The following is a 13,328-nucleotide window of genomic DNA, read 5'->3' on the forward strand; positions in this document are numbered from 1 at the left end:
GTAGATTGATCCTGTGCTCTCACGTCTCACGCGCCCCCAGGCCGTCGCCGTCTGCGCCCTGCCCGTCGTGGCCCTGCTCGCCACGGCGGTGTTCGCGCCGCTGCCGTTCTCGGTGGCGCAGCCGGGGATGACGGCGAACGTGCTCGGCGAGAACCAGGGCACCCAGGTGATCACCGTCTCCGGTGCGCCGACCCGGAAGACCAGCGGGCAGCTGCGGATGACGACCATCGAGGCGACCGGCCCGGACGCCCAGGTCTCCCTCGGGGACGTGTTCGGCAACTGGTTCCGTACGGACCGGGCCGTCATGCCCCGTGACTCGGTCTACCCGAGCGGCAACAGCGTCAAGGAGATCGAGAAGCACAACGCGGAGCAGATGCAGCAGTCCCAGGACGCGGCGACCCAGGCGGCGCTGAAGTACCTGGACCTGAGCGCCGACAAGGTCAAGGTCGACCTGAAGCTCGCCGACGTGGGCGGGCCCAGCGCGGGACTGCTGTTCACCCTGGGGATCATCGACAAGCTCGACGGTGACGGCGGCGGCGGTGACCTCACGGGCGGCCGGAACATCGCCGGTACGGGGACGATCGACGCCGCGGGGAAGGTCGGCGCGGTCGGCGGGGTGGCCCTGAAGACGCAGGCGGCCCGCCGGGACGGGGCCACCGTCTTCCTGGTGCCGAAGGCCGAGTGCGCCGATGCCAGGTCCGAGCTGCCCGAGGGGCTGCGGCTGATTCCGGTGACCACGCTCGAGACCGCGGTGGACTCCCTGGTGGCGCTGGAGAAGGGGACGGGCTCGGTCCCGAGCTGCTAGCGCGTTGACCTGCGGGTATCCTGGGTTCAGGGGGATCCGGACCTCGTCAGGGGACCGGCTCTCGTCAGGCGGGTCATGGATCGGGACGAACGCCGCTACGTGTTCGGGATCTTCTGCTTCGACCGGGACGATCCCGCTCTGCTGGTGCCCAGGCGCCACGGGTGGGGGACCACCCTGAACTACGGTCACCCGATGGCCTGGGTCTGGACGGCCGCCGTCCTTGCCGTCGTCGGCTTGATCATCTGGCTGGGCGGACGCTGACCGCCGCCCCGCGTCTCGGGAACAGCCCCGAGGACCGGACGGCGTACCCGACCCGGCGGCGCAGCCCCACCGGGTCGATGCCTGTGACGTCCTCGCCGTCGATGCGGACACGGCCGCCGGTCGGCTCGGTCAGCCGGTTGATCATCCTGAGCGTCGTGGACTTCCACGAACAGACCGATCGTCGCCGACGACGGGACGTGTCTACTGGTTCCCTTCCCTGCTGTCCTCGGATGCCTGTTCCACCAGCGGGATGATCCGCAGCGGAACGGGGTTCTCCATGACGATCGCCGTGGAGGCCCGGACGATGCCGTCAAAACCGACGACCAGGTCGATCACCCGCTGGAGATCGGCGTTCGAGCGGGCCACCAGGCGGCACAGCATGTCGCCGCTGCCGGTGGTGGTCAGCAGCTCCAGCACCTCCGGCACCGTCGCCAAGTACGCCCGGACATCGGGCCCTTGGCCCTGGCGGATCTGCAGCGTGGCGAACGCGGTGACCGGGTAGCCGAGGGCCGCCGGGTCCACCTGCGGCCCGAATCCGCGGATCACTCCATTCGACTGAAGACGGTCCAGCCGGGCCTGGACCGTCCCGCGGGCGACCCCCAGCCGCCGGGACATCTCCAGCACGCCGATGCGCGGCTCCCGAGCCAGAAGCACGATGATCCGCCCGTCCAGATGATCGATCGCCACAGCCCCTCCCGGGGTGGTCATCCTGTACAGAGCGACTGCAGAAACGGTCACACCACTGCGCAGATTGTCCAGTGAACAAGGAAACTATTGCGCACCTTGCAGGCTGGGGCCACCCTTCCGCTATGACGCAGACCACAGACCACACTCCCGTCACGACCGCCCGGCAGGCCGACCCCTTCCCGGTCAAGGGAATGGACGCGGTCGTCTTCGCCGTGGGCAACGCCAAGCAGGCGGCGCACTACTACTCCACCGCCTTCGGCATGCAGCTGGTCGCCTACTCCGGACCGGAGCACGGCAGCCGCGAGACCGCGAGCTATGTCCTGGAGAACGGCTCCGCCCGCTTCGTCTTCACGTCGGTGATCAAGCCGAGCACCGACTGGGGCCGCTTCCTCGCCCAGCACGTGGCCGAGCACGGCGACGGCGTCGTCGACCTGGCCATCGAGGTCCCGGACGCCCGTCGCGCGTACGACTACGCGATCGAGCACGGTGCCCGCTCCGTCGCCGAGCCGTACGAGCTGAAGGACGAGCACGGCACGGTCGTCCTCGCCGCGATCGCCACCTACGGCGAGACCCGCCACACCCTTGTCGAGCGCACCGGCTACGACGGCCCGTACCTGCCCGGCTTCGTGGCGGCGGACCCGATCGTCGAACCGCCCGCCCAGCGCACCTTCCAGGCCATCGACCACTGCGTCGGAAACGTCGAACTCGGCCGCATGAACGAGTGGGTGGCGTTCTACAACAAGGTCATGGGCTTCACGAACATGAAGGAGTTCGTGGGCGACGACATCGCCACCGAGTACAGCGCGCTGATGTCGAAGGTCGTCGCGGACGGCACCCTCAAGGTCAAGTTCCCGATCAACGAGCCCGCGATCGCCAAGAAGAAGTCCCAGATCGACGAGTACCTGGAGTTCTACGGCGGCGCCGGCGTCCAGCACGTCGCGCTCAACACCAACGACATCGTGCAGACCGTCCGCACCATGCGCGCGGCCGGCGTCCGGTTCCTCGACACCCCGGACTCGTACTACGACACCCTCGGCGAGTGGGTCGGGGACACCCGTGTCCCGGTCGACACCCTGCGGGAACTGAAGATCCTGGCCGACCGCGACGAGGACGGCTACCTCCTGCAGATCTTCACCAAGCCGGTCCAGGACCGGCCGACCGTCTTCTTCGAAATCATCGAGCGGCACGGCTCGATGGGCTTCGGCAAGGGCAACTTCAAGGCGCTGTTCGAGGCGATCGAACGCGAGCAGGAGAAGCGCGGCAACCTGTAGGCCCTGCGCCTAGGAGGTACCGGCGGGCAGGGGCTCGTCCGGTACCTCTCCCAGTTCCTGCAGCGCCGCCTGCGCCGCGGGAACCCGCAACGGCGAGAAGTACGGGTTGATCCGCAGCGCCTCCTGAAGATGCCGCCGGGCAGACCCGTCCTCCTCCAGATCGCGCTCGATCATGCCCCGGTGGAACGCGTACAGCGCGCTGCGCACCCCGCCCCCCTTGGCCTTGTCCGTCGCCATCGAGGCGTACACCATCGCCTGCGTGTCGTCGCCGGCCCGGTGCAGTGCCCAGCCGAGGGCGTCGGCCACCTCGATACCGGGCTGGCGCTGCCACTCCTCCTCCAACCGCGCCACCGCCTCCTGCGCGTCCCCGTGGTCCGCCTCGAACTGCCCGACCAGCAGCTCCATGTCCACCCCGCCCGCCGTCGCGCGCCGCACCCGCTCCCGCAGCAGGTCGTACTGGTCCCGGGCGGCTGAGTACTGCCCCAGCGACTCGTACAACTCGCCCAGTTCCAGCGTGTCCTGGGGATCCGGCTGCTTGACGAGGGCCGTCCGGTACGCGGCGAGCGCCTCGTCGGTGCGGCCCAGCGCGGCCAGCGCCCGCCCCTGCCCGGCGCGCGCCGCCCGCTGGTCGGGATCGAGGCGTACGGCCGCCTCGAAGTGCCGCAGCGCGTCCTCCCGGTCGCCCCGCTCCCAGGCCAGCTGCCCGACCCCGGTCAGATAGGCGGCCTGCTCCGCGGGTGTGCCGGCGGCCGCCGCCGCGTCCGTCAGCTGGGCCACGGCGTCCTCGCGCCAGCCCCGGTCCCGGTAGACCGCCGAGGCCCGCGCCATCACCGCGGGCCGCGCGGACCCGCCGGTGCGCAGCCCCATCAGCTTGTCCAGGGTGCTCCGGGCCGCCTGGTAGTCGCCGAGCCCGGTGTAGGCGTCGATCAGCGGCGGATACGCCGTCCAGCGTTTCGGCCCCAGCTTCAGCGCCTGCTCGCCGTACCGCTTCGCCGTCGGAAAGTCCCGGCGTGCGTTCGCCAGCGCGGCCAGCCCGCCCAGCGCCTCCGCGTTCTCCCGGCTCCCGGTGGTCCGTGCCTCCATCGAGGTCCGCAGCGCGCGCTCCGCCTTCGGATAGTTCGCCGCGTCGGCGCTGCGCCGCCCCTGCTCCAGGTACGCGGCCCCCAGCACCGCCCATGCCTGCGCGTCCCGCGGACGCGCCCGCACCCTGCTCTCCTGCTGCCGGATGAGCGCCGCCAGCTGGGGCAGCGCGGCCGGCACCCCGGAGGTGACCGCGGTCAGCGCCTGCGCCGGCACCTGGGCCCGCGGGCCCGGCGCGGGCGGTGCGGCCCGCCGGTGCGGCTCGGCCGGCAGCAGCGTCAGGACCGCGCCCGCCGCGGCCCCGCCCGCCAGCGCGGTGACCAGCACGCGCCGCAGCCACCGCCGGGAGCGGCGCGGCGGAGGCGGCTCGGCCACCAGGGACGTACCGGGACCGGAGCGGCCGTACTGTCGGATCTCCATACCGCTCACTCTGCGTCAGCGCGCCGAGGACATCCGGGTGGCCCAAGGGAGGCACGGACGGGGTTCACACCGATGGCCCCGGGTGCGACGCTGTGATCATGAGCCGTATCGAAGCGCATCGCGACGACGATGCCGCAGCAACCGGTAATCTCACCGACCGGCTCCTGGCCGGCCTGCCCGCCGAGGCCGTTCTGACCGACCCCGACATCACCGCCTCCTACGCCAACGACATGGCGAGCTTCTGCCCGGCCGGCGCCCCCGCCGTCGTCGTCCTGCCGCGCACGGTCGAACAGGTCCAGCACGTCATGCGCACCGCCACCGAGCTGCGCGTCCCGGTCGTGCCGCAGGGCGCCCGCACCGGCCTGTCCGGCGGTGCCAACGCCACCGACGGCTGCGTCGTGCTGTCCCTGACCCGGATGGACCGCATCCTGGAGATCAGCCCCGTCGACCGGATCGCCGTCGTCGAACCGGGCGTCGTCAACGCCGCGCTCTCCCGCGCGGTCGAGGAACACGGCCTGTACTACCCGCCGGACCCCTCCAGCTGGGAGATGTGCACCATCGGCGGCAACATCGGCACGGCGTCGGGCGGCCTGTGCTGTGTGAAGTACGGAGTGACCGCCGAGTACGTCCTCGGCCTGGAGGTCGTCCTCGCCGACGGCCGCCTGATGTCCACCGGACGCCGTACCGCGAAGGGCGTGGCGGGCTACGACCTGACCCGGCTCTTCGTCGGCTCCGAGGGCTCGCTCGGCATCGTCGTCCGCGCGGTCCTGGGGCTCAGGCCCAAGCCGCCCCAGCAGCTCGTCCTGGCCGCCGAGTTCGCGTCCGCGGCCGCCGCCTGCGACGCGGTGTGCCGGATCATGGAGGGCGGTCACGTGCCGTCCCTCCTCGAACTGATGGACCGTACGACCGTCAAGGCGGTCAACGACCTCGCCCACATGGGTCTCCCGGAGACCACCGAGGCGCTGCTGATGGCCGCCTTCGACACCCCGGACCCCGCCGTCGATCTCGCCGCCGTCGGCGCGCTGTGCGAGGCCGCCGGCGCCACCCAGGTCGTCCCGGCCGAGGACGCGGCCGAGTCCGAACTCCTCCTCCAGGCCCGGCGGCTCTCGCTGACCGCGCTGGAGGCGGTGAAGGGCACGACGATGATCGACGACGTGTGCGTGCCCCGCTCGAAGCTCGGCGCGATGCTGGAGGGCGTCGAACGGATCGCCGCCAAGTACGGGCTCACCATCGGCGTCGTCGCACACGCCGGCGACGGCAACACACACCCCACCGTCTGCTTCGACGCCCTCGACCCCGAGGAGTCCCGGCAGGCCCGCGAGTCCTTCGACGAGATCATGGCCCTCGGCCTGGAACTCGGCGGCACCATCACCGGCGAACACGGGGTGGGCGTGCTGAAGAAGGAGTGGCTGGCGCGGGAGATCGGCCCGGTCGGAGTGGAGATGCAGCGGGCGGTGAAGCAGGTCTTCGACCCCCTCGGCATCCTCAATCCCGGCAAGCTGTTCTGATCTCTCCCGTACCGCCCTCACCGGGCGAGCAGCTGGTCGAGCGCGTCGTCCATGCCCAGCTGCCCGCCCTCACTCCCCGGGGGCACCGCCCGCAGCGTCCGCTCCAGCCAGGCGGAGACCTGGGCGGCCGGACCCTCCAGCAGGGCGTCCCCGTCCGGCGAGCTGAGCGCCATCAGGACGACACTGCGCCCGTCGACCTTGGTCGGCCACACCCGCACATCCCCGTGCCCGCACGGCCGGAACACCCCCTCCACCAGGAGTTCCCGGGCGAACGTCCAGTTGACGGGGTGCTCGGAGTTGATGTGGAAGGCGATGTGGATGGCATAGGGGTCTTCGGAGCGGTAGCTCAGCCGGGCCGGGACCGGGATGCTCCGCTCGGGCGACAGGATGAGCTTCAACTCCAGCTCCCGCTCCACCACGGTGTGGTTCATGACCTGTGTGTCCTCTCTGCCGGGGCCGCTCGGAGTGGGCCCGTACCGGGGGAGAGAGGGCAGGGGCCCGGCCATTACGCGGGTTCCGGGAAATCTTTCCGGCGCGGGTGTGGGAGCCGTGTACGGCGTTGCCCGGAAAGGGGCGGGTCCGGCGGGACTGGCGGTGCGGCATGCCCGGGTCTGATAGATGTGGAGGCTCCCAGCAAACCCCCGAGCAGATACGGGACGACGGACATGAGCGCCCCAACCCCGGCCCCCGGTGACGACAGGCCCCGTGAGGGCTACTACCCGGACCCGTCCATCCCCGGCTACGTCCGGTACTGGAACGGCGCCTCCTGGGTGCCGGGCACCAGCCGGCCGGCGCCGAAGGACGGCGAGCCGCTCGCTCCGCCGCCCGGCGCGCGCCCGGCGGCCGCGTCCGTCGAGGAGACGGGCCCGCACTTCTTCGACGAGGACCCGCAGCCGGGGCCCTCCGGGCAGGACCAGGTCTCCGCCTGGGGTGCCGACCCGAGGATCCCCGCCGACACCCCGTCCCAGCCGGCGGGCCAGGCCGCCCGGGCCGACGGCACGGCGTCGATCCCGCCCGCGGAGGACGCGCCCGACCCCGGCGGCACGTTCATCTTCCGCCGCCCGGTCCCGGGCCCCGCGGCGGTCACGGACGACGGGACGATGACATTCCGCCCGGTGCACGGACAGGGACCAGGGCACGGACAGGGACAGGGACAGGGACAGCAGCCCGGCCCCGGCGGTGCCCCCGGCCAGGGCGCCGCGGGCACTTCCGGCGCGCCCGGTTTCGGCCCGGGGCCGGGAGGCCCGGGTGCGGGTGGCTTCGGGACTCAGGGTCCGGTCGGGGCACCGCACGCGGGACCGGCCGGCTCCAGCGGCCCGAGCGGCGCCGGAGCGGGCGGACTCGGCGGCCCCGGCGTGCAGGGCCCCGTAGGGGCGCCCCCACCGCAGGCCGGCTTCAGTGCCGGAAAGGCGGCCGCCGCCCGGGCCGCTGCCGCCCAGCCCCCCCAAGCTCCCCAGGCGCCCCGGGCTTCCGCGGCCCCCGCCGCCGTAGCCCCCTCGGTGCCCCAGCAGTCCATGCCTCAGCAGGCGGCGGCAACTCCGATGGCCCCGGGGCCCGGTGGCGGTCAGGCCTCCTGGGCCCAGCAGGTGCACCAGCTGGCCGGGGGCGCGGACGAGCAGCCCGTGGCGCCGTGGAAGCCGCCGGTGGACGACGTGTTCCAGGCGGCGGCCCGCCGGCAGGCCGCGGCCCGGCCGGCCGGTCTCGGCAAGCGGTTCGCCGCCCGCCTGATCGACAGCCTGGTCATCGGTGCCGTCACCGCCGCCGCGGCGGTACCGCTCGGCGGCCGGGCGGTCGACCACGTCCAGCAGAAGATCGACGAGGCCAAGCTGTCCGGCCGGGCCGTCACCGTGTGGCTGCTCGACGGCACGACCGGCACCTCCCTCGGCATCGTCCTCGCCGTCCTGCTCCTCTTCGGCGTCCTGTACGAGGTGCTGCCCACCGCCAAGTGGGGGCGGACTCTCGGCAAGAAGCTGTGCGGTGTGGAGGTCCGGGACATCGAGGCGCACGAGCCGCCGACGTTCGGCGCGGCCCTGCGCCGCTGGCTGGTCTACAGCATTCCCGGCCTGCTCGGCATCGGGATCGTCGGCGTGCTGTGGTGCCTGTTCGACCGGCCCTGGCGCCAGTGCTGGCACGACAAGGCGGCCCACACCTTCGTCGCGGACTGACCTGAGCGGGCCGCCGTACCCCGTACGGCCGCCCGCCGGGTGCGGAGCCGGGGAGTTCGCGGTCCACTCGGGCCATGAGCAGCGAACCGCCCGCCGGCTCCGGAGAGCAGCCCCCCGAGGACGACCCGTTCAGGAAACGGCCCCCGTCGGACCAGGGGCCGGGCTCGCCGTACGACACCCCGCACGGCGCCCAGCAGCCCCCGCCCCCCGGGGGCCAGCCCCCGCCGGGCGGTGGACAACCACCTCCGCCGGGCGGTCAGCAACCGCCCCCGGGCGGTCAGCCGCCGCCCTACGGTGGCGAGCAGCCGCCCCCGTTCGGTGGTGGCAGCCCGTACGGCGGCGGCCCCTACGGAGGTGGCGGGCCGTACGGCGCCGGCGGTCCCGGCTACCCCTCCGATCCGCTGGCGGGCATGCCTCCGCTCGCCGACAGCGGCAAGCGGACCCTCGCGCGGATCATCGACATCATCCTCGTCACCATCGTCGCCGTACTGGTCAACCTGCCCTTCGGGATCACGGTGAACAGCGACGCGATCGAGACCAGCAAGGTGTTCGTGGAGGCGGTGATCGGCATCGTGCTCTATGTCGGCTACGACACCTTGATGACGGCCAAGTGGGGGCAGACCCTCGGCAAGAAGTGGCTGGGCATGAGGGTGGCCGACCTCACCGACGGCTCCACGCCCTCCACCCAGACCGCTCTGATCCGGGCGCTGGTGCTCTGGCTCCCGGCCCTGTTCTGCTGCTCCTGCCTCTGGATCGCGGTCAGCGGCGGCTGGAGCTTCTTCGACAAACCGTACAAGCAGGGCCTGCACGACAAGGCGGCCAAGACGGTGGTGGTCGAGGTCGGTTGAGGTGTTATGGGTGCCCATACGAGAGCGGCGGGTCCGTGACGGTCACGGACCCGCCGCTCTCGTGACGGCGGTCAGAGCGTGGTGGGGACCCGCTCGCTCTCCGGGGCGGTCTCGGCGGACGGTGCGACGGAGCGCGGCTTGGGCAGTGGCACCGTCATCGCGACGAGCAGTCCGAGCGCGAGCGCGGCCAGGGCGATGACGGTGACCCCGAGGCCCGAACTCGTCTGGGACAGCAGCAGCATGGCGAGCGTCGAGAAGATCACGGTGCACGAACCGTAGGCGAGCTGTGCGGCGGTCGGACGAGGCATGGCAATCGTGTCCTCGGAAGGTGAAGATGGGGGGCGCCATTCGACTCTCTTCGCGTGCATGCCCGAGCCGGACGCCTGGTAAGCGTGACCTAACCCACGGTACGGGTGCACAGGGGGCGCACGGAGTCATGGGGTCTGCCGAGCGGGCCGGCTCACGCGCCGCTCGACCGACACTCCAGCGTGTTCGTAAAGCGAACGCCGACTCCGCATAGTGCACTTGTCCTGCTCAAGTCAAGGTCTGTCTTTTCTTCTAAACCTCTAGTCAAATTACGTCACTTGAACACGCGTTGAACGTGCGCGCGCGGACCCTCCATGACCCGGGACCCCCTGTCCGTGTGCGCGGCGCGGGGGAGGAACTCAAGTGACCAGTAGATCCTGGACGTTCAGAGCAGCCGCAATCGGTGTGGCGCTCGCGGCGGCTTCCGCCACCTTCACGACCTTCGCCGTCGCGGAGGCGAGCACCACGACCCGGTCCGCCGCCGTGAACCGGCACGACCCGGCACCGGTGAAGCAGCAGAAGCACGACCTCGACGGCCCCATGAGCAAGACCCAGAAGGCTCAGCGCCAGGAGGCCCTGAACCAGCTCATATCGGGCAAGACCAAGGCCAAGGACCGCAACGGTTCGAAGGTCGTCCAGCTCAAGAGCAAAAAGGGCGACAGCAAGTACGTCGAGCTGAGCCGCGAGAAGACCGACAAGATCTTCACGATCCTGGTGGAGTTCGGGGACCAGACGGACCCCAAGTACGGCGGCACCCCCGGCCCGCTGCACAACAAGATCGCCGCGCCGGACCGCAAGAAGGACAACAGCACGGCCTGGCAGAAGGACTACAACCAGAAGCACTACCAGGACCTCTACTTCGGCACCGGCAAGAAGACCGAGTCGCTGAAGAAGTACTACGAGAAGCAGTCCTCGGGCCGCTACTCGGTCGACGGTGAGGTCTCGGACTGGGTCAAGGTCCCGTACAACGAGGCCCGCTACGGCAACAACGCCTGCGGCTCCACCAACTGCCCGAGCGTGTGGAACGTCGTCAGCGACGGCCTGAACTCCTGGGTCGCCAAGCAGAAGGCGGCCGGCAAGTCCGACGCCGCCATCAAGGCGGACCTGGCCAAGTACGACCAGTGGGACCGTTACGACTTCGACGGCGACGGCAACTTCAACGAGCCCGACGGCTACGTCGACCACTTCCAGATCGTGCACGCCGGTGAGGACGAGTCCGCGGGCGGCGGCGCCGAGGGCAAGGACGCGATCTGGGCCCACCGCTGGTACGCCTTCGGCACCGACGCCGGTGCCACCGGCCCCGCGGACAACAAGCTCGGCGGCGCGCAGGTCGGCGACACCGGTGTCTGGGTCGGCGACTACACCATCCAGCCGGAGAACGGCGGACTCGGTGTCTACGCCCACGAGTACGGCCACGACCTCGGTCTGCCGGACGAGTACGACACCAACGGTGGCGACAACTCCACCGGCTTCTGGACCCTGATGTCCTCCGGTTCCTGGCTGGGCACCGGCAAGGAGTCCATCGGTGACCTGCCGGGCGACATGAACGCCTGGGACAAGCTGCAGCTGGGCTGGCTGAACTACGACTCCGCCAAGGCCGGCGTCTCCTCCTGGCACAAGCTGGGCCTCGCCGAGTACAACACCAAGTACCGCCAGGCGCTGGTCGTCTCGCTGCCCCAGAAGGCGGTCAAGACCGAGATCGTCACCCCGGCGCAGGGCGCGACCCAGTGGTGGAGCGGCAGCGGTGACAACCTCAAGAACACGCTGACCCGTTCGGTCGACCTGACCGGCAAGGCCTCGGCCACGCTGGGCCTGGACGGCTGGTTCGACATCGAGAACGGCTACGACTACCTCTACACCGAGGTGTCGACCGACGGCGGCGCCAACTGGACCGCCCTGGACGGCACGGTCGACGGCCAGGCCATCCCGCGCGACGGCTCAGGCAAGCCGGCCCTGACCGGCACGGTCGACGGCTACAGGAAGCTGTCGTACTCGCTGGACGCCTACGCGGGCAAGAAGGTCGACCTGCGCTTCCGCTACCAGACCGACGGCGGTGTGGCGCAGAAGGGCTTCGCGGCCGACGAGATCACGGTGACCGCGGACGGCGCGGCGCTCTTCTCCGACAACGCCGAGACGGCGGACGCGGCTTGGACCGCCACCGGCTTCTCCCGCATCGGCGCGTCCTTCACCAAGGACTACAAGCAGTACTACATCGCCGAGAACCGCCAGTACGTGTCGTACGACAAGACCCTCAAGGTCGGCCCGTACAACTTCGGCTCGGCGGCGCGCCCGGACTGGGTGGAGCACTACCCGTACCAGAACGGTCTGTTGATCTGGAAGTGGGACACCTCCCAGGCGGACAACAACACCAACGTCAACGACCACCCGGGCACCGGTCTGATCCTGCCGGTCGACGCGCACTGGAAGGCGCTGAAGTACTCCGACGGCACCCTGCTGCGCAACCGCATCCAGGCCTACGACTCGCCGTTCAGCCTGGACGCCACGGACGGCTTCACGCTGCACAAGGCGGACAAGGCGACCAAGATCAAGTCGCAGAAGGGGGTGTCGGTCTTCAACGACCACACCAGCTCCTACTACGACGCGTCTAACCCGACCGGTGGTGTCAAGATCACTGACACCAACACGAAGATCAAGATCGGCAAGCAGGCCAAGGATGGCTCGACGATCGAGCTGGAAGTCGGCCCCGCGGTGAAGTAGCGGATAATTCCGCAGGTCAGAAGCGTATCGGCGGTGACCCCCTGGCGGGTCGCCGCCGATCGTGTTTAGGTGCGTCCTGTGGCTCGCTTATTGACACCGACCGAAACGGGGATGTGACCGCATGGCCGCAGGAGGCTTCTGCAAGCTGCCGAACGGCACGGTGGTGGTGGCACTCAACCTGCCCAGCCCCGCCGACGGCGCCGCCGGGGTACGGGTGCTGGTGCACGCCCAGAACCGTGCCCGGGCACTGACCCGCCTGCGCAACCTGGGCCTGCGCGCGATCTACCTGCGGGGCAACGCGGCCCCGCCGAGCCCGGACGAGATCACCGCGGTGCTGCACCACCCCGACGGCCTGATATGGCGTACGGCCGCGGACAACGGTGTCACCGTGCCCGAGCTGTGGCACCCCATCCGAGCGTTGCTTCGCAGGTCGGCGGTGGTGCAGAGCTGAGGGGGCCGGGCGGGGAGCTCGGGCGGCTAGTCGGCTGCGGGTCCGCTGTGGCCGGTCGCGCGGTTCCCCGCGTTCCTGGTCGGGCCGCCTTGCCCGGCGCTGCCGGATCCCCGCGGCTCAACGGTGTCCTAGCCGCTGACGACCGGCTTGCCGGTGAGTTCGACTCCCGCCTCGCGCAGCTCCTCCAGGGCCCGCTCGGTCGTCTCCGGGCCCACTCCCGCGGTCAGGTCCAGGAGGACCTGGGTGCGAAAGCCCTCCCGGGCGGCGTCCAGCGCGGTGGCGCGTACGCAGTGGTCCGTGGCTATGCCGACCACGTCGACCTCGTCGATGTGCCGGTCCCGCAGCCACTCGGCCAGCGTGACCCCGTTCTCGTCGGCGCCCTCGAAGCCGCTGTACGCCGCCGAGTACGCCCCCTTGTCGAACACCGCGTCCACCGCCCCGGACGCGACGGCCGGCGCGAAGTTCGGGTGGAAGCCCACCCCCTCCGTGCCCGCGACACAGTGCGCGGGCCAGGAGCGGACGTAGTCGGGGTTGTCGGCGAAGTGACCCCCGGGCGCGATGTGATGGTCGCGGGTGGCCACCACGTGGCGGTAGCCGGAGCCGGCCGCCTGGCCGATCAGCTCGGTGACGGCGGCGGCGACGTCGGCACCACCGGCCACCGCGAGGCTGCCCCCTTCGCAGAAGTCGTTCTGCACGTCTACGACGATCAAGGCGCGGCGCATGGTGGGTGTCCTTCGCTGCGGGTCCCCCCTGCTCCAAGAGGCCGGGGGAAGGTTAAGTAACTGAGCCTAGAGACTTTGGAGCCTGT

At 70.9% G+C, this 13,328-nt stretch carries 13 protein-coding genes and 1 pseudogene; 8 read left to right on the plus strand and 6 right to left on the minus strand.

Features of this window, described 5'->3' with window-relative positions:
- Positions 1–13: 13 nt before the first annotated feature.
- Together ACIRU3_RS03585 and ACIRU3_RS03590 are read left to right on the plus strand one after the other, a co-directional pair.
- Complete coding sequence (locus ACIRU3_RS03585) at positions 14–805, plus strand: S16 family serine protease (protein ID WP_404050776.1); 792 nt, start codon at positions 14–16, stop codon at positions 803–805.
- A gap of 75 nt (positions 806–880) precedes the next feature.
- Positions 881–1,066 (plus strand): DUF5808 domain-containing protein, encoded by a 186-nt coding sequence (locus ACIRU3_RS03590; protein ID WP_404050778.1) that lies wholly within the window; start codon positions 881–883, stop codon positions 1,064–1,066.
- Here the strand turns inward: ACIRU3_RS03590 and ACIRU3_RS03595 are convergent.
- Together ACIRU3_RS03595 and ACIRU3_RS03600 are read right to left on the minus strand one after the other, a co-directional pair.
- Positions 1,059–1,229: pseudogene (locus ACIRU3_RS03595) on the minus strand (ATP-binding cassette domain-containing protein); the annotation flags it as partial. The gene ACIRU3_RS03590 and the pseudogene ACIRU3_RS03595 sit on opposite strands and share 8 nt — an antisense overlap.
- Before the next feature lie 38 nt (positions 1,230–1,267).
- Complete coding sequence (locus tag ACIRU3_RS03600; RefSeq protein ID WP_404050781.1) at positions 1,268–1,753, minus strand: Lrp/AsnC family transcriptional regulator; 486 nt, start codon at positions 1,751–1,753, stop codon at positions 1,268–1,270.
- A gap of 122 nt (positions 1,754–1,875) precedes the next feature.
- Here ACIRU3_RS03600 and hppD point away from each other — a divergent pair, with 122 nt between their 5' ends.
- Positions 1,876–3,024, plus strand: coding sequence for a 4-hydroxyphenylpyruvate dioxygenase (hppD, locus tag ACIRU3_RS03605; RefSeq protein WP_404050784.1), 1,149 nt, complete (start codon positions 1,876–1,878; stop codon positions 3,022–3,024).
- A 9-nt stretch (positions 3,025–3,033) separates the two neighbouring features.
- On the opposite strand, the gene ACIRU3_RS03610 is transcribed toward hppD, so the two are convergent.
- On the minus strand, positions 3,034–4,524 hold the full coding sequence (locus ACIRU3_RS03610) for a tetratricopeptide repeat protein (protein ID WP_404050787.1): 1,491 nt from the start codon (positions 4,522–4,524) through the stop codon (positions 3,034–3,036).
- Between the two features lie 92 nt (positions 4,525–4,616).
- On the opposite strand from ACIRU3_RS03610, the gene ACIRU3_RS03615 reads away from it, so the two are divergent.
- A complete protein-coding gene (locus ACIRU3_RS03615; RefSeq protein WP_404050789.1) occupies positions 4,617–6,032 on the plus strand; it encodes an FAD-binding oxidoreductase in 1,416 nt (471 codons plus the stop codon).
- A gap of 17 nt (positions 6,033–6,049) precedes the next feature.
- Here the strand turns inward: ACIRU3_RS03615 and ACIRU3_RS03620 are convergent, their stop codons facing one another.
- Entirely contained in the window at positions 6,050–6,463 is a 414-nt protein-coding gene (locus tag ACIRU3_RS03620; RefSeq protein ID WP_404050792.1) for an SsgA family sporulation/cell division regulator, read from the minus strand.
- Positions 6,464–6,697: 234 nt separating this feature from the next.
- Between ACIRU3_RS03620 and ACIRU3_RS03625 the strand changes: the two genes are divergently transcribed.
- Entirely contained in the window at positions 6,698–8,197 is a 1,500-nt protein-coding gene (locus ACIRU3_RS03625; protein ID WP_404050795.1) for an RDD family protein, read from the plus strand.
- A 74-nt stretch (positions 8,198–8,271) separates the two neighbouring features.
- Positions 8,272–9,045 carry an RDD family protein gene (locus ACIRU3_RS03630; protein ID WP_404050798.1) on the plus strand — a complete coding sequence of 258 codons (774 nt, stop codon included), beginning with the start codon at positions 8,272–8,274 and terminating at the stop codon, positions 9,043–9,045.
- 71 nt (positions 9,046–9,116) lie between these two features.
- Here ACIRU3_RS03630 and ACIRU3_RS03635 read toward each other — a convergent pair whose 3' ends face one another.
- The gene (locus tag ACIRU3_RS03635) at positions 9,117–9,353 is read right to left on the minus strand and encodes a hypothetical protein (protein WP_404050800.1); all 237 of its coding nucleotides are present in this window, start codon (positions 9,351–9,353) and stop codon (positions 9,117–9,119) included.
- 361 nt (positions 9,354–9,714) lie between these two features.
- On the opposite strand from ACIRU3_RS03635, the gene ACIRU3_RS03640 reads away from it, so the two are divergent.
- Both ACIRU3_RS03640 and ACIRU3_RS03645 read left to right on the plus strand, forming a co-directional pair.
- Positions 9,715–12,069 (plus strand): immune inhibitor A domain-containing protein, encoded by a 2,355-nt coding sequence (locus ACIRU3_RS03640; protein ID WP_404050803.1) that lies wholly within the window; start codon positions 9,715–9,717, stop codon positions 12,067–12,069.
- A 121-nt stretch (positions 12,070–12,190) separates the two neighbouring features.
- Complete coding sequence (locus tag ACIRU3_RS03645) at positions 12,191–12,520, plus strand: hypothetical protein (protein WP_404050805.1); 330 nt, start codon at positions 12,191–12,193, stop codon at positions 12,518–12,520.
- A 128-nt stretch (positions 12,521–12,648) separates the two neighbouring features.
- Here the strand turns inward: ACIRU3_RS03645 and ACIRU3_RS03650 are convergent, their stop codons facing one another.
- Positions 12,649–13,242: an isochorismatase family protein gene (locus tag ACIRU3_RS03650; protein WP_404050807.1), complete on the minus strand. Its 594-nt coding sequence runs from the start codon at positions 13,240–13,242 to the stop codon at positions 12,649–12,651.
- Positions 13,243–13,328: the final 86 nt, after the last annotated feature.

Source organism: Streptomyces sp. NPDC101151 (assembly GCF_044768335.1).
Taxonomy (GTDB): domain Bacteria; phylum Actinomycetota; class Actinomycetes; order Streptomycetales; family Streptomycetaceae; genus Streptomyces.

Bases quoted from the DNA above. Each gene is read 5' to 3' on its own strand.
- ACIRU3_RS03635 (WP_404050800.1), bottom strand. From the start codon at position 9,353: ATGCCTCGTCCGACCGCCGCACAGCTCGCCTACGGTTCGTGCACCGTG.
- ACIRU3_RS03620 (WP_404050792.1), bottom strand. From the start codon at position 6,463: ATGAACCACACCGTGGTGGAGCGGGAGCTGGAGTTGAAGCTCATCCTG.
- ACIRU3_RS03645 (WP_404050805.1), top strand. From the start codon at position 12,191: ATGGCCGCAGGAGGCTTCTGCAAGCTGCCGAACGGCACGGTGGTGGTG.
- ACIRU3_RS03610 (WP_404050787.1), bottom strand. From the start codon at position 4,524: ATGGAGATCCGACAGTACGGCCGCTCCGGTCCCGGTACGTCCCTGGTG.
- ACIRU3_RS03630 (WP_404050798.1), top strand. From the start codon at position 8,272: ATGAGCAGCGAACCGCCCGCCGGCTCCGGAGAGCAGCCCCCCGAGGAC.
- hppD (WP_404050784.1), top strand. From the start codon at position 1,876: ATGACGCAGACCACAGACCACACTCCCGTCACGACCGCCCGGCAGGCC.
- ACIRU3_RS03590 (WP_404050778.1), top strand. From the start codon at position 881: ATGGATCGGGACGAACGCCGCTACGTGTTCGGGATCTTCTGCTTCGAC.
- ACIRU3_RS03650 (WP_404050807.1), bottom strand. From the start codon at position 13,242: ATGCGCCGCGCCTTGATCGTCGTAGACGTGCAGAACGACTTCTGCGAA.
- ACIRU3_RS03625 (WP_404050795.1), top strand. From the start codon at position 6,698: ATGAGCGCCCCAACCCCGGCCCCCGGTGACGACAGGCCCCGTGAGGGC.